This is a genomic window from Arenibaculum pallidiluteum, from assembly GCF_017355985.1.
Taxonomy (GTDB): domain Bacteria; phylum Pseudomonadota; class Alphaproteobacteria; order Azospirillales; family Azospirillaceae; genus Arenibaculum; species Arenibaculum pallidiluteum.
Window position 1 is genome coordinate 1 of the sequence record NZ_JAFIQU010000012.1, and the last position, 16,625, is coordinate 16,625.

At 64.1% G+C, this 16,625-nt stretch carries 13 protein-coding genes; 8 read left to right on the forward strand and 5 right to left on the reverse strand.

What is annotated here, in order from left to right; genetic code table 11:
- Nucleotides 1–199 precede the first annotated feature (199 nt).
- The gene (locus JUB13_RS20870) at nucleotides 200–1,198 is read right to left on the reverse strand and encodes a LysR family transcriptional regulator (protein ID WP_236025109.1); all 999 of its coding nucleotides are present in this window, start codon (nucleotides 1,196–1,198) and stop codon (nucleotides 200–202) included.
- A gap of 25 nt (nucleotides 1,199–1,223) precedes the next feature.
- Here JUB13_RS20870 and JUB13_RS20875 point away from each other — a divergent pair, with 25 nt between their 5' ends.
- A complete protein-coding gene (locus JUB13_RS20875) occupies nucleotides 1,224–2,243 on the forward strand; it encodes a zinc-dependent alcohol dehydrogenase family protein (protein ID WP_236025110.1) in 1,020 nt (339 codons plus the stop codon).
- 650 nt (nucleotides 2,244–2,893) lie between these two features.
- Here the strand turns inward: JUB13_RS20875 and JUB13_RS20880 are convergent.
- Nucleotides 2,894–4,552 carry a methyl-accepting chemotaxis protein gene (locus JUB13_RS20880; RefSeq protein WP_236025111.1) on the reverse strand — a complete coding sequence of 553 codons (1,659 nt, stop codon included), beginning with the start codon at nucleotides 4,550–4,552 and terminating at the stop codon, nucleotides 2,894–2,896.
- A 546-nt stretch (nucleotides 4,553–5,098) separates the two neighbouring features.
- Nucleotides 5,099–5,992: a LysR family transcriptional regulator gene (locus tag JUB13_RS20885; protein WP_207482298.1), complete on the reverse strand. Its 894-nt coding sequence runs from the start codon at nucleotides 5,990–5,992 to the stop codon at nucleotides 5,099–5,101.
- 141 nt (nucleotides 5,993–6,133) lie between these two features.
- Between JUB13_RS20885 and JUB13_RS20890 the strand changes: the two genes are divergently transcribed.
- Entirely contained in the window at nucleotides 6,134–6,796 is a 663-nt protein-coding gene (locus JUB13_RS20890) for a hydrolase (protein ID WP_207482300.1), read from the forward strand.
- 10 nt (nucleotides 6,797–6,806) lie between these two features.
- Nucleotides 6,807–6,968 carry a hypothetical protein gene (locus JUB13_RS20895; protein ID WP_207482302.1) on the forward strand — a complete coding sequence of 54 codons (162 nt, stop codon included), beginning with the start codon at nucleotides 6,807–6,809 and terminating at the stop codon, nucleotides 6,966–6,968.
- A 70-nt stretch (nucleotides 6,969–7,038) separates the two neighbouring features.
- On the opposite strand, the gene JUB13_RS20900 is transcribed toward JUB13_RS20895, so the two are convergent.
- The gene (locus tag JUB13_RS20900; protein WP_207482304.1) at nucleotides 7,039–8,736 is read right to left on the reverse strand and encodes a methyl-accepting chemotaxis protein; all 1,698 of its coding nucleotides are present in this window, start codon (nucleotides 8,734–8,736) and stop codon (nucleotides 7,039–7,041) included.
- A gap of 663 nt (nucleotides 8,737–9,399) precedes the next feature.
- Between JUB13_RS20900 and JUB13_RS20905 the strand changes: the two genes are divergently transcribed.
- The 5 genes from JUB13_RS20905 (at nucleotide 9,400) to JUB13_RS20925 (ending at nucleotide 14,704) form a co-directional block, all read left to right on the forward strand.
- Nucleotides 9,400–11,061 (forward strand): methyl-accepting chemotaxis protein, encoded by a 1,662-nt coding sequence (locus tag JUB13_RS20905; protein WP_207482306.1) that lies wholly within the window; start codon nucleotides 9,400–9,402, stop codon nucleotides 11,059–11,061.
- Nucleotides 11,062–11,084: 23 nt separating this feature from the next.
- Nucleotides 11,085–11,456 carry a c-type cytochrome gene (locus JUB13_RS20910; protein ID WP_207482308.1) on the forward strand — a complete coding sequence of 124 codons (372 nt, stop codon included), beginning with the start codon at nucleotides 11,085–11,087 and terminating at the stop codon, nucleotides 11,454–11,456.
- A 9-nt stretch (nucleotides 11,457–11,465) separates the two neighbouring features.
- Complete coding sequence (locus JUB13_RS20915; RefSeq protein WP_207482310.1) at nucleotides 11,466–11,924, forward strand: (2Fe-2S)-binding protein; 459 nt, start codon at nucleotides 11,466–11,468, stop codon at nucleotides 11,922–11,924.
- 3 nt (nucleotides 11,925–11,927) lie between these two features.
- A complete protein-coding gene (locus JUB13_RS20920) occupies nucleotides 11,928–14,168 on the forward strand; it encodes a xanthine dehydrogenase family protein molybdopterin-binding subunit (RefSeq protein WP_207482312.1) in 2,241 nt (746 codons plus the stop codon).
- Nucleotides 14,169–14,500: 332 nt separating this feature from the next.
- A complete protein-coding gene (locus JUB13_RS20925) occupies nucleotides 14,501–14,704 on the forward strand; it encodes a hypothetical protein (protein WP_207482314.1) in 204 nt (67 codons plus the stop codon).
- A 186-nt stretch (nucleotides 14,705–14,890) separates the two neighbouring features.
- Here JUB13_RS20925 and JUB13_RS20930 read toward each other — a convergent pair whose 3' ends face one another.
- Nucleotides 14,891–16,618: a sensor histidine kinase gene (locus JUB13_RS20930; RefSeq protein ID WP_207482316.1), complete on the reverse strand. Its 1,728-nt coding sequence runs from the start codon at nucleotides 16,616–16,618 to the stop codon at nucleotides 14,891–14,893.
- Nucleotides 16,619–16,625 lie beyond the last annotated feature (7 nt).

The following is a 16,625-nucleotide window of genomic DNA, read 5'->3' on the forward strand; positions in this document are numbered from 1 at the left end:
TGAGCATTGCCACAATCGCAGTAAGGGAACTCGTCCGCTCCCGCGTATAAAGAGCTCAATCCATGTGATCTCGCCGGCGGTCAGCCCTACGCGTTGTAGCCACCATCTACTGCGATCAGGGCACCGGTGATGAAGGCGCCCTCCGGGCCGGCAAGATGCCCGAAGCCAAACGCGATCAGTTCGTCTGCGTGATCCGCCCTCAGAAGGCGGTCCTTGACGCGCTGTTCCCAGATCTGCCGCTTGGATCGCTGGGACCATGGCCCTTGTGGACGAGCATCTCGAGGACATCGCGCAGGGCGGGCGACAGGGCGTCCACGACGGCGCCAAGGACGCCCAGATGCGGGGAACGCAACTGCACCACGTCCAGCCGTAACGCGAACGCACCAGCGGTGATCGGAACGATGCCCTCCGGCTGAGCTTTCCGTAGAATCCGTTCCGGCATGAGGCCGAGGCCGAGCCCTTTGCGCACGAGAGCGACCTGCAACCCAGCATCCTCGACCTCTGCCGCGACAACCAGGCTGCGGCCATGGCGCGTAAACGCGCCCGTCAGGAGGCGGCGGGCGTCGCACGGTTCTGGGCTGAGAACCCACGGCATCGCGCAGACCGTCTCGAGCGTGTTCGGGAGCATCGTGCCGCCAATGATCGACAGCCTTTCCGAGCCAAGGGTCTCGCCCCCATACGACTTCGATCCGTCGCTCAGCAGAATGGCCGCATCGAGCATGCCGAGACGATGCTCTTCCACCAGGGCCGCGCTCCAGCCCGCCTTGAGGCGTAGTGACACCCTCGGGAAACGGGCCATCACCGCGAGAACTGCTTCGACGAGGCTGCCCTGCGCCAGCCCATTGGCGATGCCAAGCCGCAGGACGCCTGTCGGCTCTGTGGCGGCAGCGATCCCCTTCATCGCCGCGTAGGCTGCCAGGATTTCGCGGCTTCGGGCTAAAACCTCCCGACCGGCAGCCGTAAGTACCGGCGGTTTCTGGCGCCGGTCCAACAAAGACGTGCCGATCGACTGCTCCAGCCGCTGGATCTGGCGACTGACCGCTGGCTGCGTCAGCGGCAGGCGTCGGGCGACCTTTTGCAGCGAGCCCTCCTCGGCGAAGAGGACGAACGTCCGCATCTCGTTCAACATCATCGCCTCGTGCATAATCTTTGTGAAGATTATGAATTTGCCACATCTCGGTCGCAAGGCCACCGTCATGCGTCGTCCACAACGGGAGCGCATGATGGCCAAAGCGATTGTTCTTCAGGGCAGCTCGGGCTTCGACAACTTGAGAATGGTCGAGCGCCCGGTCCCGCACCCTCGCCGTCAGGAGGTCTTAATCCGCGTCCGGGCGACTTCGTTGAACTACCGCGATGTCGAGATCGCCCGCGGCAGCTATCATACGACCTTTCCGCTGCCGCTGATTCCGCTATCCGACGCAGTTGGCGAGGTTGTCGCCATCGGCGACGAGGTCACGCGCTTCAGCGTGGGTGACCGGGTGTGCAGCACCTTCTGGCAGCGCTGGGTTGCCGGTCCCTTCGAGATGGCCGAAGCCTCAAACCAGCGTGGCGGACCGCGCGATGGGTTGCTTTCAGAGTACGCTCTGCTCGACGAGCAGGCGGCGGTGCTGGCGCCCCGCAACTTGAGTGATCTGGAGGCGGCGACGCTGTCCTGCGCAGGCGTGACAGCTTGGCACGCACTCGTATCGGAAGGAGCGATGAAGGCCGGTGATACTGTGCTGGTACAGGGCACCGGCGGCGTCTCGCTATTCGCCCTGCAGTTCGCCGTTGCCGGCGGCGCACGCGTCATCGTCACCAGCAGCAGTGACGCCAAGATCGAGAAGGCGAAAGCCCTTGGCGCGTTTGTAGGGATCAATTACCGCTCCACCCCGGAGTGGGGCGCTGCGGTCCTCGATCTGACCGAAGGCCGCGGCGTCGACCACGTCATCGAGGTCGGCGGTCCGCAGAGCTTTTCTCAATCACTGAAGGCGGTGCATCGCGGCGGCCAGATCAACGTGATCGGTTATCTCGGAGGTAGCGAAGGTTCGATCAACCCGCTGGAAATCTTCCGCCGGCAGGTCCGCGTCCGTGGCATTCCCGTCGGATCGCGCGCCTCTTTCGAGGCCATGGTCCGTGCCATTGAAGGAAACGACCTGAAGCCCGTTGTCGACCGCGTTTTCCCATGGACAGATGTTGCAGATGCCATGCGTTATCTTGAAAGCGGCGCCCATTTCGGCAAGGTTGTTTTGGCGCACCATAATTGAAATGCGAGGAGCCACCGGAGCAGGCCGACGTGCCAGTGCTACTCAGCCCGCCCGATCCGCCATCAGTCCATCCGACGGAGGAGGCCTGCTGCGGCCCGGTTCCTTGTCGACTGCGTTCCAAGACCGGTCCCGGGCGGTTACCAGTGCACTGGCTGGTGATCACTTGGCCTTACAAGGGCCGCATCTATCCGCCATGCGACACGCCGCGCGCTCCCGAGCGCGGCGGACCGCTGCAATGATCCCTCCGTCGGTACGGAGCCTCAACGACGGGTTGTTCCCCGTGCACAGCTGGGTCTGGGCCCTGCGGGCACGGCCTGCCTCGGTCTGCGGCCGCGGCAGCTATGCGGTCGCGAGGTAGCCTCTCGAGCCGGATCCCGCGGATCCTGGATCCTAACTACAGGCACATACTGGAAGTCGGCAATAAGGCCGCTTTAAAAATCAGCTCTATCGCAAATCGCGGCTCCAGCAGTGCCGCTTCCCGGCGTTCGAAATACGCGGCCGACGCCGCCAAGCTCCTCCGAGCCTCGGGATGACTGATGCGGAGGATCCGGGTGACGCGTCCCTCGACGCCCTTCGAGATGATCAGCCGCCCGGCGGGTTCACGTCCCGGAAGTGCCTGGGAGGACGGGTCGCCCCGTCCTCCCGACCGATCAGGCGGCCCGCACGGTAGCGATGAAGCTCGTGACCTCGCGCCGGAGGGTGTCGGCCTCCTTCGACAGGCCGCCGGCGGCGCCGAGCACCTGGGTCGCTGCTGAACCGGTCTCGGCCGCAGCCTGGTTGACGCCGGCGATGTTGGTCGAGACTTCCTGCGTGCCGCGCGCGGCCTGCTGGACGTTCGACGAGATGTCGCGGGTTGCCGCCCCCTGCTGCTCGACCGCCGCCGCAATGGTCCCGGCGATCTCGTTCAGACGTGCGATCGTGCTCTCGATGCCTTCGACCGCCGCCTTGGCTCCGCCGGTGGCGCCCTGGATCTCCTGCACCTTGGCCTGGATGTCCTCTGTTGCACGCGCCGTCTGGGTGGCCAGCGCCTTGACCTCGGATGCGACCACCGCGAAGCCCTTGCCGGCGTCGCCGGCCCGTGCCGCCTCGATGGTCGCGTTGAGCGCCAGCAGATTGGTTTGTCCCGCGATCGAGTTGATGAGCTCAACCACCTGACCGATCTGCTGAGCCGCCGAAACAAGGCTGGTCATGATCTCGGCCGTGCGCCGGGTATCCTGAACGGCCTGCCCCGCGATCTGCGTGGAGACGGAGACTTGCCGGCCGATCTCCTGGATCGAGGCGGCGAGCTCTTCGGTGGCGGTGGCGACCGTCTGCACATTCGCACTGGCCTGCTCGGAGGCCGATGCCACCGCCATGGCCTGTCGGCTCGCCTCCTCGGCCGTGCCCGACATCGCGGTGGCCGCGCCCTGCATCTCGGTTGCGGCCGACGCGACGATCTCGACGACGCCCTTGACACTTGCCTCGAAGTCCTCGGCCAGCTTCAGCATCGCAGCGCGGCGCTCCTTCTCGGTTCTGACCTTCAGCGCCTCCTGTTCGGCCTGGAGGCGCTCCATCTCCATGGCATTCTCCTTGAACACCTGGACCGCCGCCGCCATCCTGCCGATCTCGTCGCCACGCTCCCGGAACGGCACCTCGACCGCCTTGTCGTTGGCGGCGAGCCTGCGCATCACATCCGTGATCCCGGTAACGGGCACGCTGATACCGCGGGCCAGCAGGAAGCCCAAGAGCGAGCAGAACGCGAGCGCGACGGCCATGCCGATCCAGGTCGCCAATTGCGCCCCGTCCATCGCCGCACCTTGCTCGGCCGCCCGGGTCTTAAGCAGGTCGCTCTCGACCTTGCGGATCTCGCCCGCGATGCGGCGGAGGGCATCGAAGGCAGCCTTGCCGGCGCCGCTGGCTTCCATGTCGCGGGCCTGCTGCATCGTGGCTTCATTCGCCATCAAGGCGATCTCCCGCTCGGCGACGCCCTTCTGCCACTGCTCGATGGCTGCCTTGAGATCGTCGAGGCGCCGCTGTTGGGCGGGATTGTCCGCCGTCAGTTCCTTGGCCCTCGCCCAGCCGTCCGCAGCCTCCTTCACGCCGGCGTTGTACGGCTCGAGAAAGTCCTTCTTGCCCGCGACGAGATAGCCGCGCAGACCAGTCTCCTGGCCTACCATGCCGGACACGATGGAATCGACGCTGTCGAGCACCCGATAGGTATGGGTGTTCCAATCGGTTGTTCGGCGGATGACCGAGATCTGCGAACTGATATAGACGCCCATCGCTGCGACGATGACCAGGATGCCAACGAACGACAGCCCGATTTTCATCCTGACCGACTGGTTGCGTACAACTCCAAGCATGCGCCACCTCAACTTTGTAAGCGGGATCTCATGGATCAGCCAAAGGCTCTTAGTCACCCCAATAGAGTGGGGATGGCAAAAATTATGATCAGGTTAAAATCTGGGTTTCAGAATCGTTCATTCGCTCAACGGCTGATCGTTACTCGGGCCTATCTGCCGAATGGCAGCATGAAGAAATATAATTACTATAATGGGTGCTTGGTATTGCGAGGTGTGCCTGTGCTGACTCACGTCGCGCGGACATCGGTGCGGAATACGCTTGACTGCCGGCGGCGAGCATTCCCTCAAGGAAGCGAAACCTGGACTCCGTCCGGAGTTGTGTTCTCCGGACCCGAGCTGCTCGTGATGGCGCTCCAGAAGCGTGGACGGCATGTGGTCGACGCGGCGCCGTCACAACCAACAAGTCACCGAGAGGAAAGTGTGCTGCACGTTCCGGCGCTGACGCGGCACAACGACCGGCGAAGGCAGCATCGGCCGCGCGGCAGTGCTGACCGGGACAAAGCTGCGTCGCGGTCAGCGAGCGGGTTGTGCAGCCGGTGGCATCTGTCCGAAACACTCGATCAGCATCTCTGTCAGGACCCGTATTTTCCGCGCAGGGTGCTGACCTGGCGGGCGGAGCACGAAAATGCCTGCCGGGGGCGGCGGATACCGTGTCATAACCGCCACGAGGTCGCCGGCCTCCACATGAACATCCGTGAGCCCATCTGGAAGGTAAGCAATCCCTAGCCCGGCCACGGCGGCGGCAACCAGTGCGGTGCCATTATCAGCCTTGAAGCGTCCTTGCGGTCGAACGGTGATGGTCCTCCCGCCATCCAGGAACTGCCAGCTTTCGGTTCCCTGCATGAGCGCCTCGTGCGCGAGGAGCTCTTCCGGCGTCTCTGGTGCCCCATGCGCCTCGATATAGCTGCGACTGGCGACGAGCTTTCCATGAATTGGTCCGATGCGCCTCGCGATCAGGTTTGAATCCTGAAGATATCCAACCCGTATCGCGCAGTCATAACCCTCTGAGATAAGATCGACGAAGCGGTCAGTATAGCAGGTGTGGATGTGAAGCTTCGGGTGACGGCGCGCCATGTCTGCGACTACGTGCGCCAAGTGGGTCGGTCCGAAGGAAAGCGGCGCTGCGATCCGAAGACGGCCGCGAAGCTCCCCGGCGGGTAAAATCGTTTCTTTTGCGTTGTCGATCTCGGCGCACGCTTTCGCCGCATAGTCCCGGAAAGTCGCTCCGGCCTCGGTGAGAGCCGCGCCGCGGGTGGTCCGTGCAAGCAGTTGAACGCCGAGATCAGCCTCAAGCCTGGCAAGCCGCCGGCTGACAATCGACTTGGACACGCCGAGGCGGCGCGCAGCAGGCGAAACACCGCCGGCATCGGCAACTTCCACGAAGGTCTGCAGCTCTTCGATATCCATCCGGCGTTCCCCGATGCGCGACACAGCGTGTCAGGGAGGGATGCTACTGCGCCACAAAGTGGAATGGCAATGTCACGTCCAGGAACGCCTCAGCCGGCGCGCCTCGAGCTCTATCAACTCAAACGTAAGCAGAGGTTTGCCATGACCTTCCGCAACGGCCTTGCGTCTCTTCTTCGCCCCGAGGACTCGGTCCTCGTCCTGATCGATCACCAGCCTTACCAGCTCGCCAACCTGAACAGCCACGAACCGCAGATGGTGGTCAATAATACCGTGGGTCTCGCGAAGGCTGCCAAGGTCTACGGCGTCCCAACCATTCTGACGACCGTGATCGCTGAGCGAGGGGGGCTTCTGTTCCCGCAGATCACCGATGTGTTTCCCGGTCAGGAAGTGATCGACCGCACGTTCATCAACACCTGGGAGGACCCGAAGGTGGTGGACGCGGTCAAGGCGACAGGGCGCAAGCAGTTGATCATCGCTGGCCTGTGGACGGAAGTATGCGTCGCGATGCCGGCGATCCAGGCGCTCGGTGAAGGCTGGGACGTCACTGTGGTCACCGACGCTTCGGGCGGCACCTCGGTCGAAGCGCATGCGGTCGCGATCCAGCGCATGATCACAGCGGGCGCGAACATGATGACGTGGCTGGCGGTGGCGGCCGAATGGCAGCGCGACTGGGCACGCGTGGAAACGGCAACCGCTGTGACCGAGGTGATCAAGCACCATGCTGCCGGCAGCGGCATCGCATATCTGTGGGAGCAGCAGCTTCTCAACACGCCGGTGCCGAGCACGCCGAGCGCCGCGGGCTGATCTGAGCTGGGTGACGAGGGAACTGCGCGATGCGTGGCTGCGCAGCAGCTTGCCTCTCGGCCCTCGTCACCCTGCTGTGGATTGGCTGCCGACCGACGCGCATTGCGACACCGCGCGCACGGCCGGCATGTCGGCGCTGACGCGGCACGGCGAGCGGGCGTTCCTGCTGTAGGGGATGGCGTGGCGCAAAGGAAAGCTGCCGTAGGAAGGGCGCTTGATGGCAACCATCAAGCGCCCACGCATCAGGCTGCTCGTACGGTCGCGATGAAGCTGGTGACCTCACGCCGGAGCGTCTCGGCTTCTTTCGACAACGCTCCCGCGGTACCGAGCACCTGGGTTGCGGCGGACCCGGTCTCTGCGGCAGCCTGGTTGACGCCTGAGATGTTGGACGACACCTCCTCCGTTCCGCGCGCGGCCTGCTGGACATTGTCCGAGATGTCGCGCGTTGCGGCACTCTGCTGCTCGACCGCCGCAGCTATGGCGCCGGCGATCTCGTTCATCCGCCCGATCGTCCCTTCGATCCCCTCGACCGCCGCCTCGGCACCCCCGGTGGCCTGCTGGATCTCCTGCACCTTGGCCTGGATCTCCTCAGTCGCTTTCGCGGTTTGATTGGCTAGCGCCTTCACCTCGCTAGCCACCACCGCGAAGCCCTTTCCGGCATCACCCGCCCGCGCGGCCTCGATAGTGGCATTGAGCGCCAGCAGATTGGTCTGCCCGGCGATGCTCTGGATCATGTCCACCACGGCACCGATCTGCTTGGCGGCTGCGACGAGCCCGCCGATCGACTCGGCCGTGCGCCGGGTCTCCAGTACCGCCTGTCCCGCGACCTGGGTCGAGGTGGCGACCTGCCGCCCGATCTCCTGGATGGACGCCGTCAGCTCCTCGGTCGCCGTCGCCACTGTCTGGACATTGGCGCTTGCCTGCTCTGCTGCAGAGGCGACTGCCATGGCTTGCCGGCTTGCCTCTTCGGCGGTGCCCGACATCGACGCGGCCGCACTCTGCATTTCCGTTGCCGCCGAGGCGACCGTCTCGACCACGCCCTTGACGCTCGCCTCGAAGCTGTCGGCGAGCTGGCGCAGCGCCTTCTTTCGATCCGCCTCGGCCTTTTCCTTCAAAGCCTCCTGCTCGGCCTGGAGGCGCCGCATCTCGAGCCCGTTTTCCTTGAAGACCTGGAGCGAGCGCGCCAGCGTTCCCACCTCGTCCTTCCGCCCGGTACCCTCCACCTGCAGCGTCAGGTCACCCCGAGCGATCGTCTCCATAGCGCCGGCCATACGCCGGAGCGGTCGGACCACGTAGCCGAGGACGATCCAGGCGAGTAGGGCGAACCCGCCGGCAAAGCCCAGCGCAGAAACGAGCTTAAGGTTCCTGTCAACGGTGGCGGCGAGTTCTCCAGTAGATCGGATCGTTTCCTGCATCTGCGCCGCGTTGTAGCCCACCACCTCCGCAGCGATCTCGCTCACCTTCAATCGCGCCGGCCTGACCTGCTCGAGAGAAATCTTCGCAGCAGCCTCAGTCTCGTTCTTGAGGCCGAGCGCGACAGAGCGGCGCGTGGCCTCCTCGAGACCTGCTAATGCGTCGCGAAGCGACTCCAGCACGCGTCGCCGGGCCGGGTCGCTGGCCAAACCGACAAGTTCTTCCGCCTTGGAGCGAGCTTCCTTCATCGCGGCTTCGTAAGAGCGCAAGAAGCCCTGCATTGCGTCGTTCTTGGTTTCAACGATGATGTTCTTCTCGAACACGACGGCGTCATTGGCTTGGGCCGTAACGGCAAGCGCCAAGGCCTGACGTCGCGCCACCACCCCGAGTGCGTGGCTGGTCGAGTCGTTCAGCTGGCCGATGCCTGAAAGGCCCTGCCAGACGGTGAGGACAATTACCAGCAGCAAGGTGACCAGGGGGACCGCGAGCTTGCCCAGGAGCGGCAGGTTGGACAGCAATCGGTTCATGGATGAAGAAACCCAGGTTGGAGGGCGACGCCAAGCGCCTGCCCGGAGATTAATCAGAATGGCTGAATGATGATCATACAAAAGGTGCAAGATGGGTTAAGATTTGCAACAAGCGCGAATGGAGCCTGGGGATTCTCGCAATAAGGATGCGCATGGCGCCATAGCCAAGCGATACGGTGGAGCGACTTACAGGTTGAGCAACCTGGCTCCTTGCCGTTCTGGGCCGGCCCAGCTCGGAGGATCTCTCACGACGGGTTCCGTGCAACCGTCGGGACCTAGCGCCCGGCTCCGTTTTCCTCGACCCCGGCAGGGGGGGAACGGCTGCGATAGTCGGTTCGGCCGTGTCAGCCGGTCTTTCTTGACAAGGTGGCCTGCTGATTTCCAGCACCTTGGCCCGGATCTCCTCAGTTGCCTTTGCGGTTTGATTGGCTTGCGCCTTCACCTCGCTAGGGTGGTCCAGTTTGATAAAAGATTCGAATGCCTGAGGCTCTTGCCGGTCGCCCTTGCAGTCGCGATTTCAGAAAATTTTAAATTAATACAGCATCACTCATTCGCGCGTACATTTTTATTCATTCTGTCCCTAAGTTTTAGAAACCTCTTTTTAATCCCTTCGGGAAAACACTTGCGCCTGTGACACGGAGTCGCACCCGGAGGTCGAGATCTATGACCATTGCCAAGAGACTTTCCATCCTGCTGATCGTGGCTTTGATCGCCGTCTCGGTCCAGGGCGCGACCGCCGTATACACAGCATCGGCCATCTCTGCCGATGCGCGGGCGGCCGAGCAGCTTCGTGACGTCGTCGAGCGGCTCTCCTCCATGCACATTGCAATCGTCGACCGTTCGGCCTCGGTCCGCGACCTCGTCCTTGAGCAGGCGCCCGACGACAAGTTCATTATAAAGGACCTGGAGCGCCAGGCGGCGATCTTCGCTAGCCGGGCTCAGGACGTTGCGGCCTTCATCGATCGAGTATCCGCCGCTTCTGGCTGGAAGGCCGACCTGCCCGAGACCTTCGCCAAGGCCGATGCCGAAATCGAACGGATCCGGGCCGAGTTGCGGAAGGGAGCCGACGCCTCGGCCCCGCTGGCGAACGCGACCGACATCCTCACCGGGCTGACCGAGCGGATGGAGAGCTATCACGGCGTCGCTCAAGCCGAGCTGAAGGCGGGGCTCGAGGCTGTGGAGCACGAGTCGCTTCGCGCCAGCCAGATCGGCATCGCGACTCTGATCACGACTATTCTGGTGCTGACGCCGCTGACGCTCTTCATCGGCCGGACGATTTCGCGTCCCGTCGGGCGGCTGACCCGCGCCATGGAGCGGCTGGCTGCTGACGCACTCGACACCGAGGTGCCCGATGCCGGTCGTAGGGACGAACTCGGCGCCATGGCTCGGACGGTGCAGGTCTTCAAGGAAAACGCGCTGAAGGTCCACACGATGCGCCAAGAGCAGGACCGCGAGCGCGAACTGCGCGAGCAGGAGCGCAGGGCCATGCTAGACCGAGTTGCCGCCGACTTTACGGGTAGTATCGCGGCGACGGTCGAGGAGATCGACCGCGAGGCCGGCGCCCTGTCGGGCTTTGCCGAGACGATGCTCAGCCGGACCGAAATCACTGCGTCCCAGGGCATGATCGCCGGGGCCAGCAGCGACGAGGCGAGTGCGAACGTTTCCGCCGTGGCGGCCGCCACGCAGGAGCTGAGCGCATCCATTGCCGAGATCGAGCAGCGCGTCGGCACGGCTCTGCGGATCGCTCAGCGCGGCGCCCAGGATGCCAAGGACACCGACGCCAAGGTGAACGAGCTTTCGACAACCGCCGAGCGGATCGGCGCCGTGGTGCAATTGATCTCCGAGATTGCGAACCAGACCAACCTGTTGGCGCTGAACGCGACCATCGAGGCGGCGCGCGCCGGGGAGGCCGGCAAGGGCTTCGCCGTGGTCGCGCAGGAGGTCAAGAACCTGGCGAGCCAGACGGCGCGTGCGACCGAGGAGATCGCCAGCCAGATTCAAGCCGTCCAGGACGTCACCTCCGAGACGGTGACCGCGATGGTCGGGATCAGCCGAACCATCGAAGAGCTAAGCGAGCTGTCTGGGGCGGTTGCTTCGGCCATCGCGGTCCAGCGCGAAACCACCAGCGCGATCGCCGAGAACCTCGACCAGGCAGCGATCGGTACGACCGAGGTCGCGAAGAGCATCGTCGAAGTGCGCAACGCGGCGGCCGCAACGGCTGACGTTGCGTCCAGCGTCGCGCGTTCCGGCAAGAACATCAACCAGGTGATCAACGAGTTGCGGAGCGGTGCCGCCGCCTTCCGTGACCGCCTCAGCGCCGCGTGATTATACAACGGAGCCTAAGACCAGTGACCAGAAAACTCATCCTTGCGGCCCTCGTTCTCGCTGCCCCGCTCGGCGCCGCTTCCGCCCTGGCTCAGGATGCGGCTAAGGGCAAACAGCTCTACGAGGCCAACTGCGCGCGCTGCCATGCGGTGACCAACCAAGCCGGCACGGGTCCAGGCCTCGCCGGCGTGGTCGGCCGCAAGTCCGGCGATACCGCGGATTTCGCCTATTCGCGCGCCATGCGCCGGGCCGATCTCACCTGGAGCGACCAGACGCTCGAGGAATATTTGTCCGACCCCGTAGGCCGCGTCCCCGGCAACAAGATGCCCTATAGCGGCCTGCCGACCCCTGCAGAGAGGGCTGACGTGATCGCCTACCTGAAGACCCTGAAGTAGGAGCGCCTGATGATCACCCTCTCAGTAAACGGCAAGCCGGTCTCCGTCGACGTTCCGAAGGAGACACCGCTCGTCTACGTGCTGCGCAATGACCTCAGCCTGAGTGGTCCGCGCCTTGGCTGCGCCAAAGGGGAATGTGGCGCCTGCACCGTGCACGTCGACGGCCGCGCCCTGCGCTCGTGCAGCATCCCGCTGGAGTCAGTGGCGGGCAAAAAGGTGGTGACGCTCGAAGGGCTCGGCACGCCTGAGAAACCCCACCCGCTGCAGAAGGCCTTCATCGAGGAGCAGGCCCTGCAGTGCGGCTACTGCACGAACGGCATGATCATGCAGGCTGCTGAGCTGCTCTCTAACAAGCCGAAGCCCAGCGAGGAGGAGATCCGCGCAGCGCTTGCCGCCAATCTCTGCCGCTGTGGCTCGCAGAACCGCGTGCTAAAGGCCGTCAAGCGCGCCGCCACGGAGGGGGTCTGAGTCATGTCCAAAATGATGATCTCGCGCCGTGCCTTCACGGGTGGGGCCTTGGCGGCCGCGGCCGCCGGGCTGACGATCCGCTTCCCGGTCGCTACGGCCCAAGAGGCGCCCAAGCTCAAGGGAATGCTGGCGACTAACCCGAAGTTGAACGGCTGGGTGAAAATTGGCCCCGATGGCGCCATCACGGTCTTCACTGGCCGCGTTGAGCTCGGCCAAGGCGTGCGCACGGCTATGCTGCAGATTGCGGCGGACGAGCTGGACGTCGCCATCGACCGCCTGACCCTCGTGTCCGGCGACACCGCGCTGACGCCCGACGAAGGGCAGACCGCCGGATCGCAGTCGATCCATTACGGCGGCGAGGCTCTGGGGCATGCCTGTGCCGATGCACGCGCCACGCTGATGGCGGCGGCCGCAACGGCCTGGTCGAGCTCCGTCGATCAGCTGACGGTCGAGAACGGCATCATCAAGGGCCCCAACGGGCGCGCCATGCCCTATGGTGAGGCGGCGAGAGCGGTCAACCTCGTGCGTGACGTCGACCCAACCGCCAAACGCAAGAGTCAGAAAGATTACAGCGTCATTGGCACCTCGGTGAAACGGGTCGACATCCCAGACAAGGTGTTCGGCCGGCCCACCTTCATCCAGGACATGCGCCCGGAGGGCATGCTGTTCGGTGCCGTCGCCCGCCCGCCCGCCTATGGCGCGAAGCTGACGAGCGCTGCGCTCGACGTCACAAGGGCCTATCCCGCGGTCGTCAAGACGGTGGTCGACGGATCCTTCATCGGCGTCATCGGCACGCGCGAGGAGCAGGTTCGAGCAGCCGCCGCAGCCATCGCCAAGGCCAGCCAGTGGACGCTTCCTGGCGCGCTCTTCGGCGGCAAGCCGATCTTCGACTATCTGAAGTCCGCGGCCGACGACAACAAGGTCGTGCACAATGTCGGCGACGTCGCGGCGGCACAGGGTAGGGCAATCAAGGCATCATACCAACGGGCGTTCCAGTCCCACGCCTCCATCGGCGCGTCCTGCGCGCTGGCGGTGATGCAGGGCGACGAGCTGACCGTGTGGTCGCACACGCAGGGGGTGTTCCCACTGCGCCGTGAGCTCTCCGCGGCCCTGAAGATGGCGCCGGAGAAGGTCCGCGTAATTCATGCTCAGGGTTCGGGCTGTTACGGCCACAACGGGGCTGACGATGTGGCACTCGACGCCGCCCTGCTGGCCCGAGCCGTGCCCGGCCGGCCGGTGCGCGTGCTGTGGACCCATGAGGAAGAGATGACATGGGAACCCTACAGCTCGGCGATGGAGACCGAGCTGCAGGCCGTGCTCGACGCCGAGGGCAAGGTCTCGGCCTGGAGTCACACGGTTTGGAGCCTCACGCACAACTCCCGCCCGGGCTCGTCCAAGGAAGGCAACAACCTGCTTTCGGCTTGGTATCTGGCCGAACCCCTGCCCGTGCCGAAGCGCGTCAACGCGCCGCTGCCGAACGGCGCCGCCGACCGCAACGCAGTGCCTCAGGGCTACGCTTTTCCAAACCAGAAGGTGACGGTAAACCACCACAGTGTCTCACCGATCCGCACCTCGGCTCTGCGTACGCTGGGCGCATACATGAACGTGTTCTCGGCCGAGTGCTTCCTCGATGAGGTGGCTGCGGCTGCCGGCAAGGACCCGGTGTCCTTCCGCCTCGCCCATTTCGCTGATCCGCGGCTCGCCGCAGTGACACGCAAGGCAGTCGAGATGGCCGGCTGGACACCTCGTCCCGCCGGGCCGCGCCAGCTATCGGGCGTCGTGACCGGCACCGGCATCGCTGTGTCGCGGTACAAGAACAGCGAGGCCTATCTAGCAATCGTCGCCACGGTCGAGGTCGACACCAAGACCGGCGACATAACGCCGATCTCTATGCACTGCGCGGTCGATGTCGGTCACGCGGTCAGCCCGGACGGCGTGATCAACCAGGTCGAGGGTGGCATCATCCAGTCGACCAGCCAGACCCTCCTCGAGGGCGCCAAGTACGACGACAAGCTGATCACATCCAACAGCTACGGCAGCTACCCGATCATCGGCTTCGACATCGCGCCGAAGGTCGAGGTCGCCATTGTTCAGCAGGCGGGCCTGCCGCCCGTGGGCGCCGGCGAGGCCAGCCAAGGCCCCACGGCTGCGGCGCTGGGCAATGCTGTGGCCGATGCGATAGGAAAGCGGGTTCGTACGATCCCGCTCACGCCCAGGAATGTCCTCGAGGCGATCCGCGCCTAGCGCGACTGCCGAATCCTTGCGTGCCAAGGGCGCCTCCGATGTCGGAGGCGCCCTTTTCCGTCCTGCGTCGGTACCTGGTCCTTCGTCGAAATCGCTTTCGATCACGCCGTGTAGCTGCTCAAGCGGAAACGAACTCCCGCGCAAGTGGGTGGCGCCGATCTCGGTCGGGGTGGCGAAATTTGCAACCCGCCGCAGCGGACGATTTTGAAGGCGCCGGGCTATCGCGGAGCAACGACCGGAGCGGGGCGGGTGGAGAGCTGATAGCGCGACGTCGTTGAGGACGAAGCCGAGGCGTAGCTGGATCACTGTAGTTGTAGGCGCTCATAATCCTGGTGGCCACCCATGAACACCGGGCGCAGGACGCCGCCGGTCTCGCGCTCGGCTGTCTGATCAAACCCGTGCTGCCGAAGCGTTTGCTTGGCACCCTTGGCACCCTCGGCGAGAACGTGGTGGGGCTGGATCCGCCGAGGCCACCGCACGGTCTGAAGCTGTTCGTCGGCAAGCCTGCGCAGCAGGGTGCCACCGCGGTCGCGTGAGGTAGACACCCGAGGAACGGGGATACGCCGGATGTCGCCCCGGCCTACGCGATCGAAAACTGTCCCGGTCGACCTCCTCTGGTGAGCACTAGCGCACCCAGAAATGATCGAGCACGTCGGGCAGGATGCACAACAACGCCGTCGGATGGAACGCCTCCTGGGCGGCATCCAAATTTGGGCTTTTGCTCAAACCATGTGATCCGACGCAGACTGGCTGGTGCTCAAAGTTTCATCCACGCTCGTCTTGACAGGGCGGAACACGGCCGGCTGCGTTAAGCTGGGTGTGAAGCTGACAGCAAATTCGGTCATTCCCGACATGGACATGGCCTCGAGCCGTCCACCGATCTGAGCGACGGTCGATCTGATCATGCGCATTCCAAAGCCACTTGATGAAGACGCATCATAGCCCGCGGGCAGGATGCCGCGGTTGCGAACCGCCAAGCGCGCCCCCTCATTCGAGCAGACAAGCTTAACATGAATATCTGGATTGTCGCCTCCGTGTTTGATGGCATTCGTGATGAGTTCGTTGACAACCAGCGCCAGTGGCATTGCTTGCTCGGGTTCGAGAAACAGTGATGCCGCTTCAACGGCCATATGGCGGTTATCAGCGAGCATCGATGCCTGAAGTTCCCTGCACAGTTCTTGAAGCAGGACGGAGAACTCAATCATTTCCACGCCTCGGTGCGCATGCAGTCGCCTGTAGGCCATAGCTACCGAGCGGATGCGCGCACCGGCTTGCTCGACTTGCCGCCGTGCCTCGGCGTCTCCGATTTGACGGGCTTGCATGGCCGATATCGACGCGAGGGTATGCAGGCTGTTCATGACCCTGTGGCTAAGCTCCTGCAAGAGCACGTCCTTGTACGTGATTGCCGTTTCCAGTTTCGCCGCCATGCTGTTGATAGCTGCCCCGAGGCGGCCGAGTTCAGATTGTGGCGCAGAAACATTCGCTCTCGCCCCGAACTCCCCTCGCCCCAAGCGATCCGCGACGGAGAGCAGTCCGGACACAGGGCGGATGATGAAGGCTCGGCCAACAATGTTCGCGGCTACAAACGCCAGGACCGCAGTGAGAGCGAGCAGCAGGAAGTTGCGAGCCGCGGCCTCGTCAATTCCGGCAAAGACATATTCCTCCGGCAGTCCGACAGCGATAACCAGACCTACGGGAGGATCCACCAAGGCCGTGTAGCCTAGCAGGCGTGCAACGCCATCAGCGGTGTTGCCTGCCTGCGAGTGCAGCGTCGCTCCTCCTGCCGGCGCGGTGAGAAGCTGGGGGTATCGGAAGAGCTTCGTTCCTTCACGTTCCCGGTTCGGAATTCGCACGAGGATCGTCGCCCCGCGATCCACGACGGTAATGGAACTGCTCTGCGGGAAATTTTTGCTTCTCTCAGCAAGGTAATGTCGGAGCCAATCCAGGCGCAGGGTCGTGACGATGATGCCGACCACCTGGCCCTCCCGCTCGATGCGAAGGGCGAAGGGAAGCACCGGCTGACCAGACGTCTTGCCAACGACGTATTCGCCAGTGACAAGACTGTCGCTGTCGAGCGCCTGCTGGAAGTAGGCGCGGTCCATGACGTTGACGAGATCGACGTTGCTACACCGGCGATCACCGTTCAGATCGTAGACAGACACTGACGTGGTGGCAGGGTTCTTCGCCTCGAGCCGACGAAGGTATTCACCACATGCGGGATCCCGGAACGCTTGCACGACAGGAGCTTCGGCGACGGCGCTCAACAGCGTGCGAATGCTTTCGACAACCCGGTCGAGTTCGCCGGAGAGGAGATGCGCATATCTCAACGCATCGGCCTCGGCGGTTCTCCGGTGCTCGGTGCGGTCGTGCCAATGCTGGAATGCGAGTAGACCGATTGCCGGGAGGATGGCGAGCAGCACCAAAAGGTAAAGACGCGTCATCAGGGTCATGGCGCGA

Bases quoted from the DNA above. Each gene is read 5' to 3' on its own strand.
- JUB13_RS20870 (WP_236025109.1), bottom strand. From the start codon at position 1,198: ATGACGGTGGCCTTGCGACCGAGATGTGGCAAATTCATAATCTTCACA.
- JUB13_RS20875 (WP_236025110.1), top strand. From the start codon at position 1,224: ATGGCCAAAGCGATTGTTCTTCAGGGCAGCTCGGGCTTCGACAACTTG.
- JUB13_RS20880 (WP_236025111.1), bottom strand. From the start codon at position 4,552: ATGAAAATCGGGCTGTCGTTCGTTGGCATCCTGGTCATCGTCGCAGCG.
- JUB13_RS20885 (WP_207482298.1), bottom strand. From the start codon at position 5,992: ATGGATATCGAAGAGCTGCAGACCTTCGTGGAAGTTGCCGATGCCGGC.
- JUB13_RS20890 (WP_207482300.1), top strand. From the start codon at position 6,134: ATGACCTTCCGCAACGGCCTTGCGTCTCTTCTTCGCCCCGAGGACTCG.
- JUB13_RS20900 (WP_207482304.1), bottom strand. From the start codon at position 8,736: ATGAACCGATTGCTGTCCAACCTGCCGCTCCTGGGCAAGCTCGCGGTC.
- JUB13_RS20905 (WP_207482306.1), top strand. From the start codon at position 9,400: ATGACCATTGCCAAGAGACTTTCCATCCTGCTGATCGTGGCTTTGATC.
- JUB13_RS20915 (WP_207482310.1), top strand. From the start codon at position 11,466: ATGATCACCCTCTCAGTAAACGGCAAGCCGGTCTCCGTCGACGTTCCG.
- JUB13_RS20920 (WP_207482312.1), top strand. From the start codon at position 11,928: ATGTCCAAAATGATGATCTCGCGCCGTGCCTTCACGGGTGGGGCCTTG.
- JUB13_RS20930 (WP_207482316.1), bottom strand. From the start codon at position 16,618: ATGACCCTGATGACGCGTCTTTACCTTTTGGTGCTGCTCGCCATCCTC.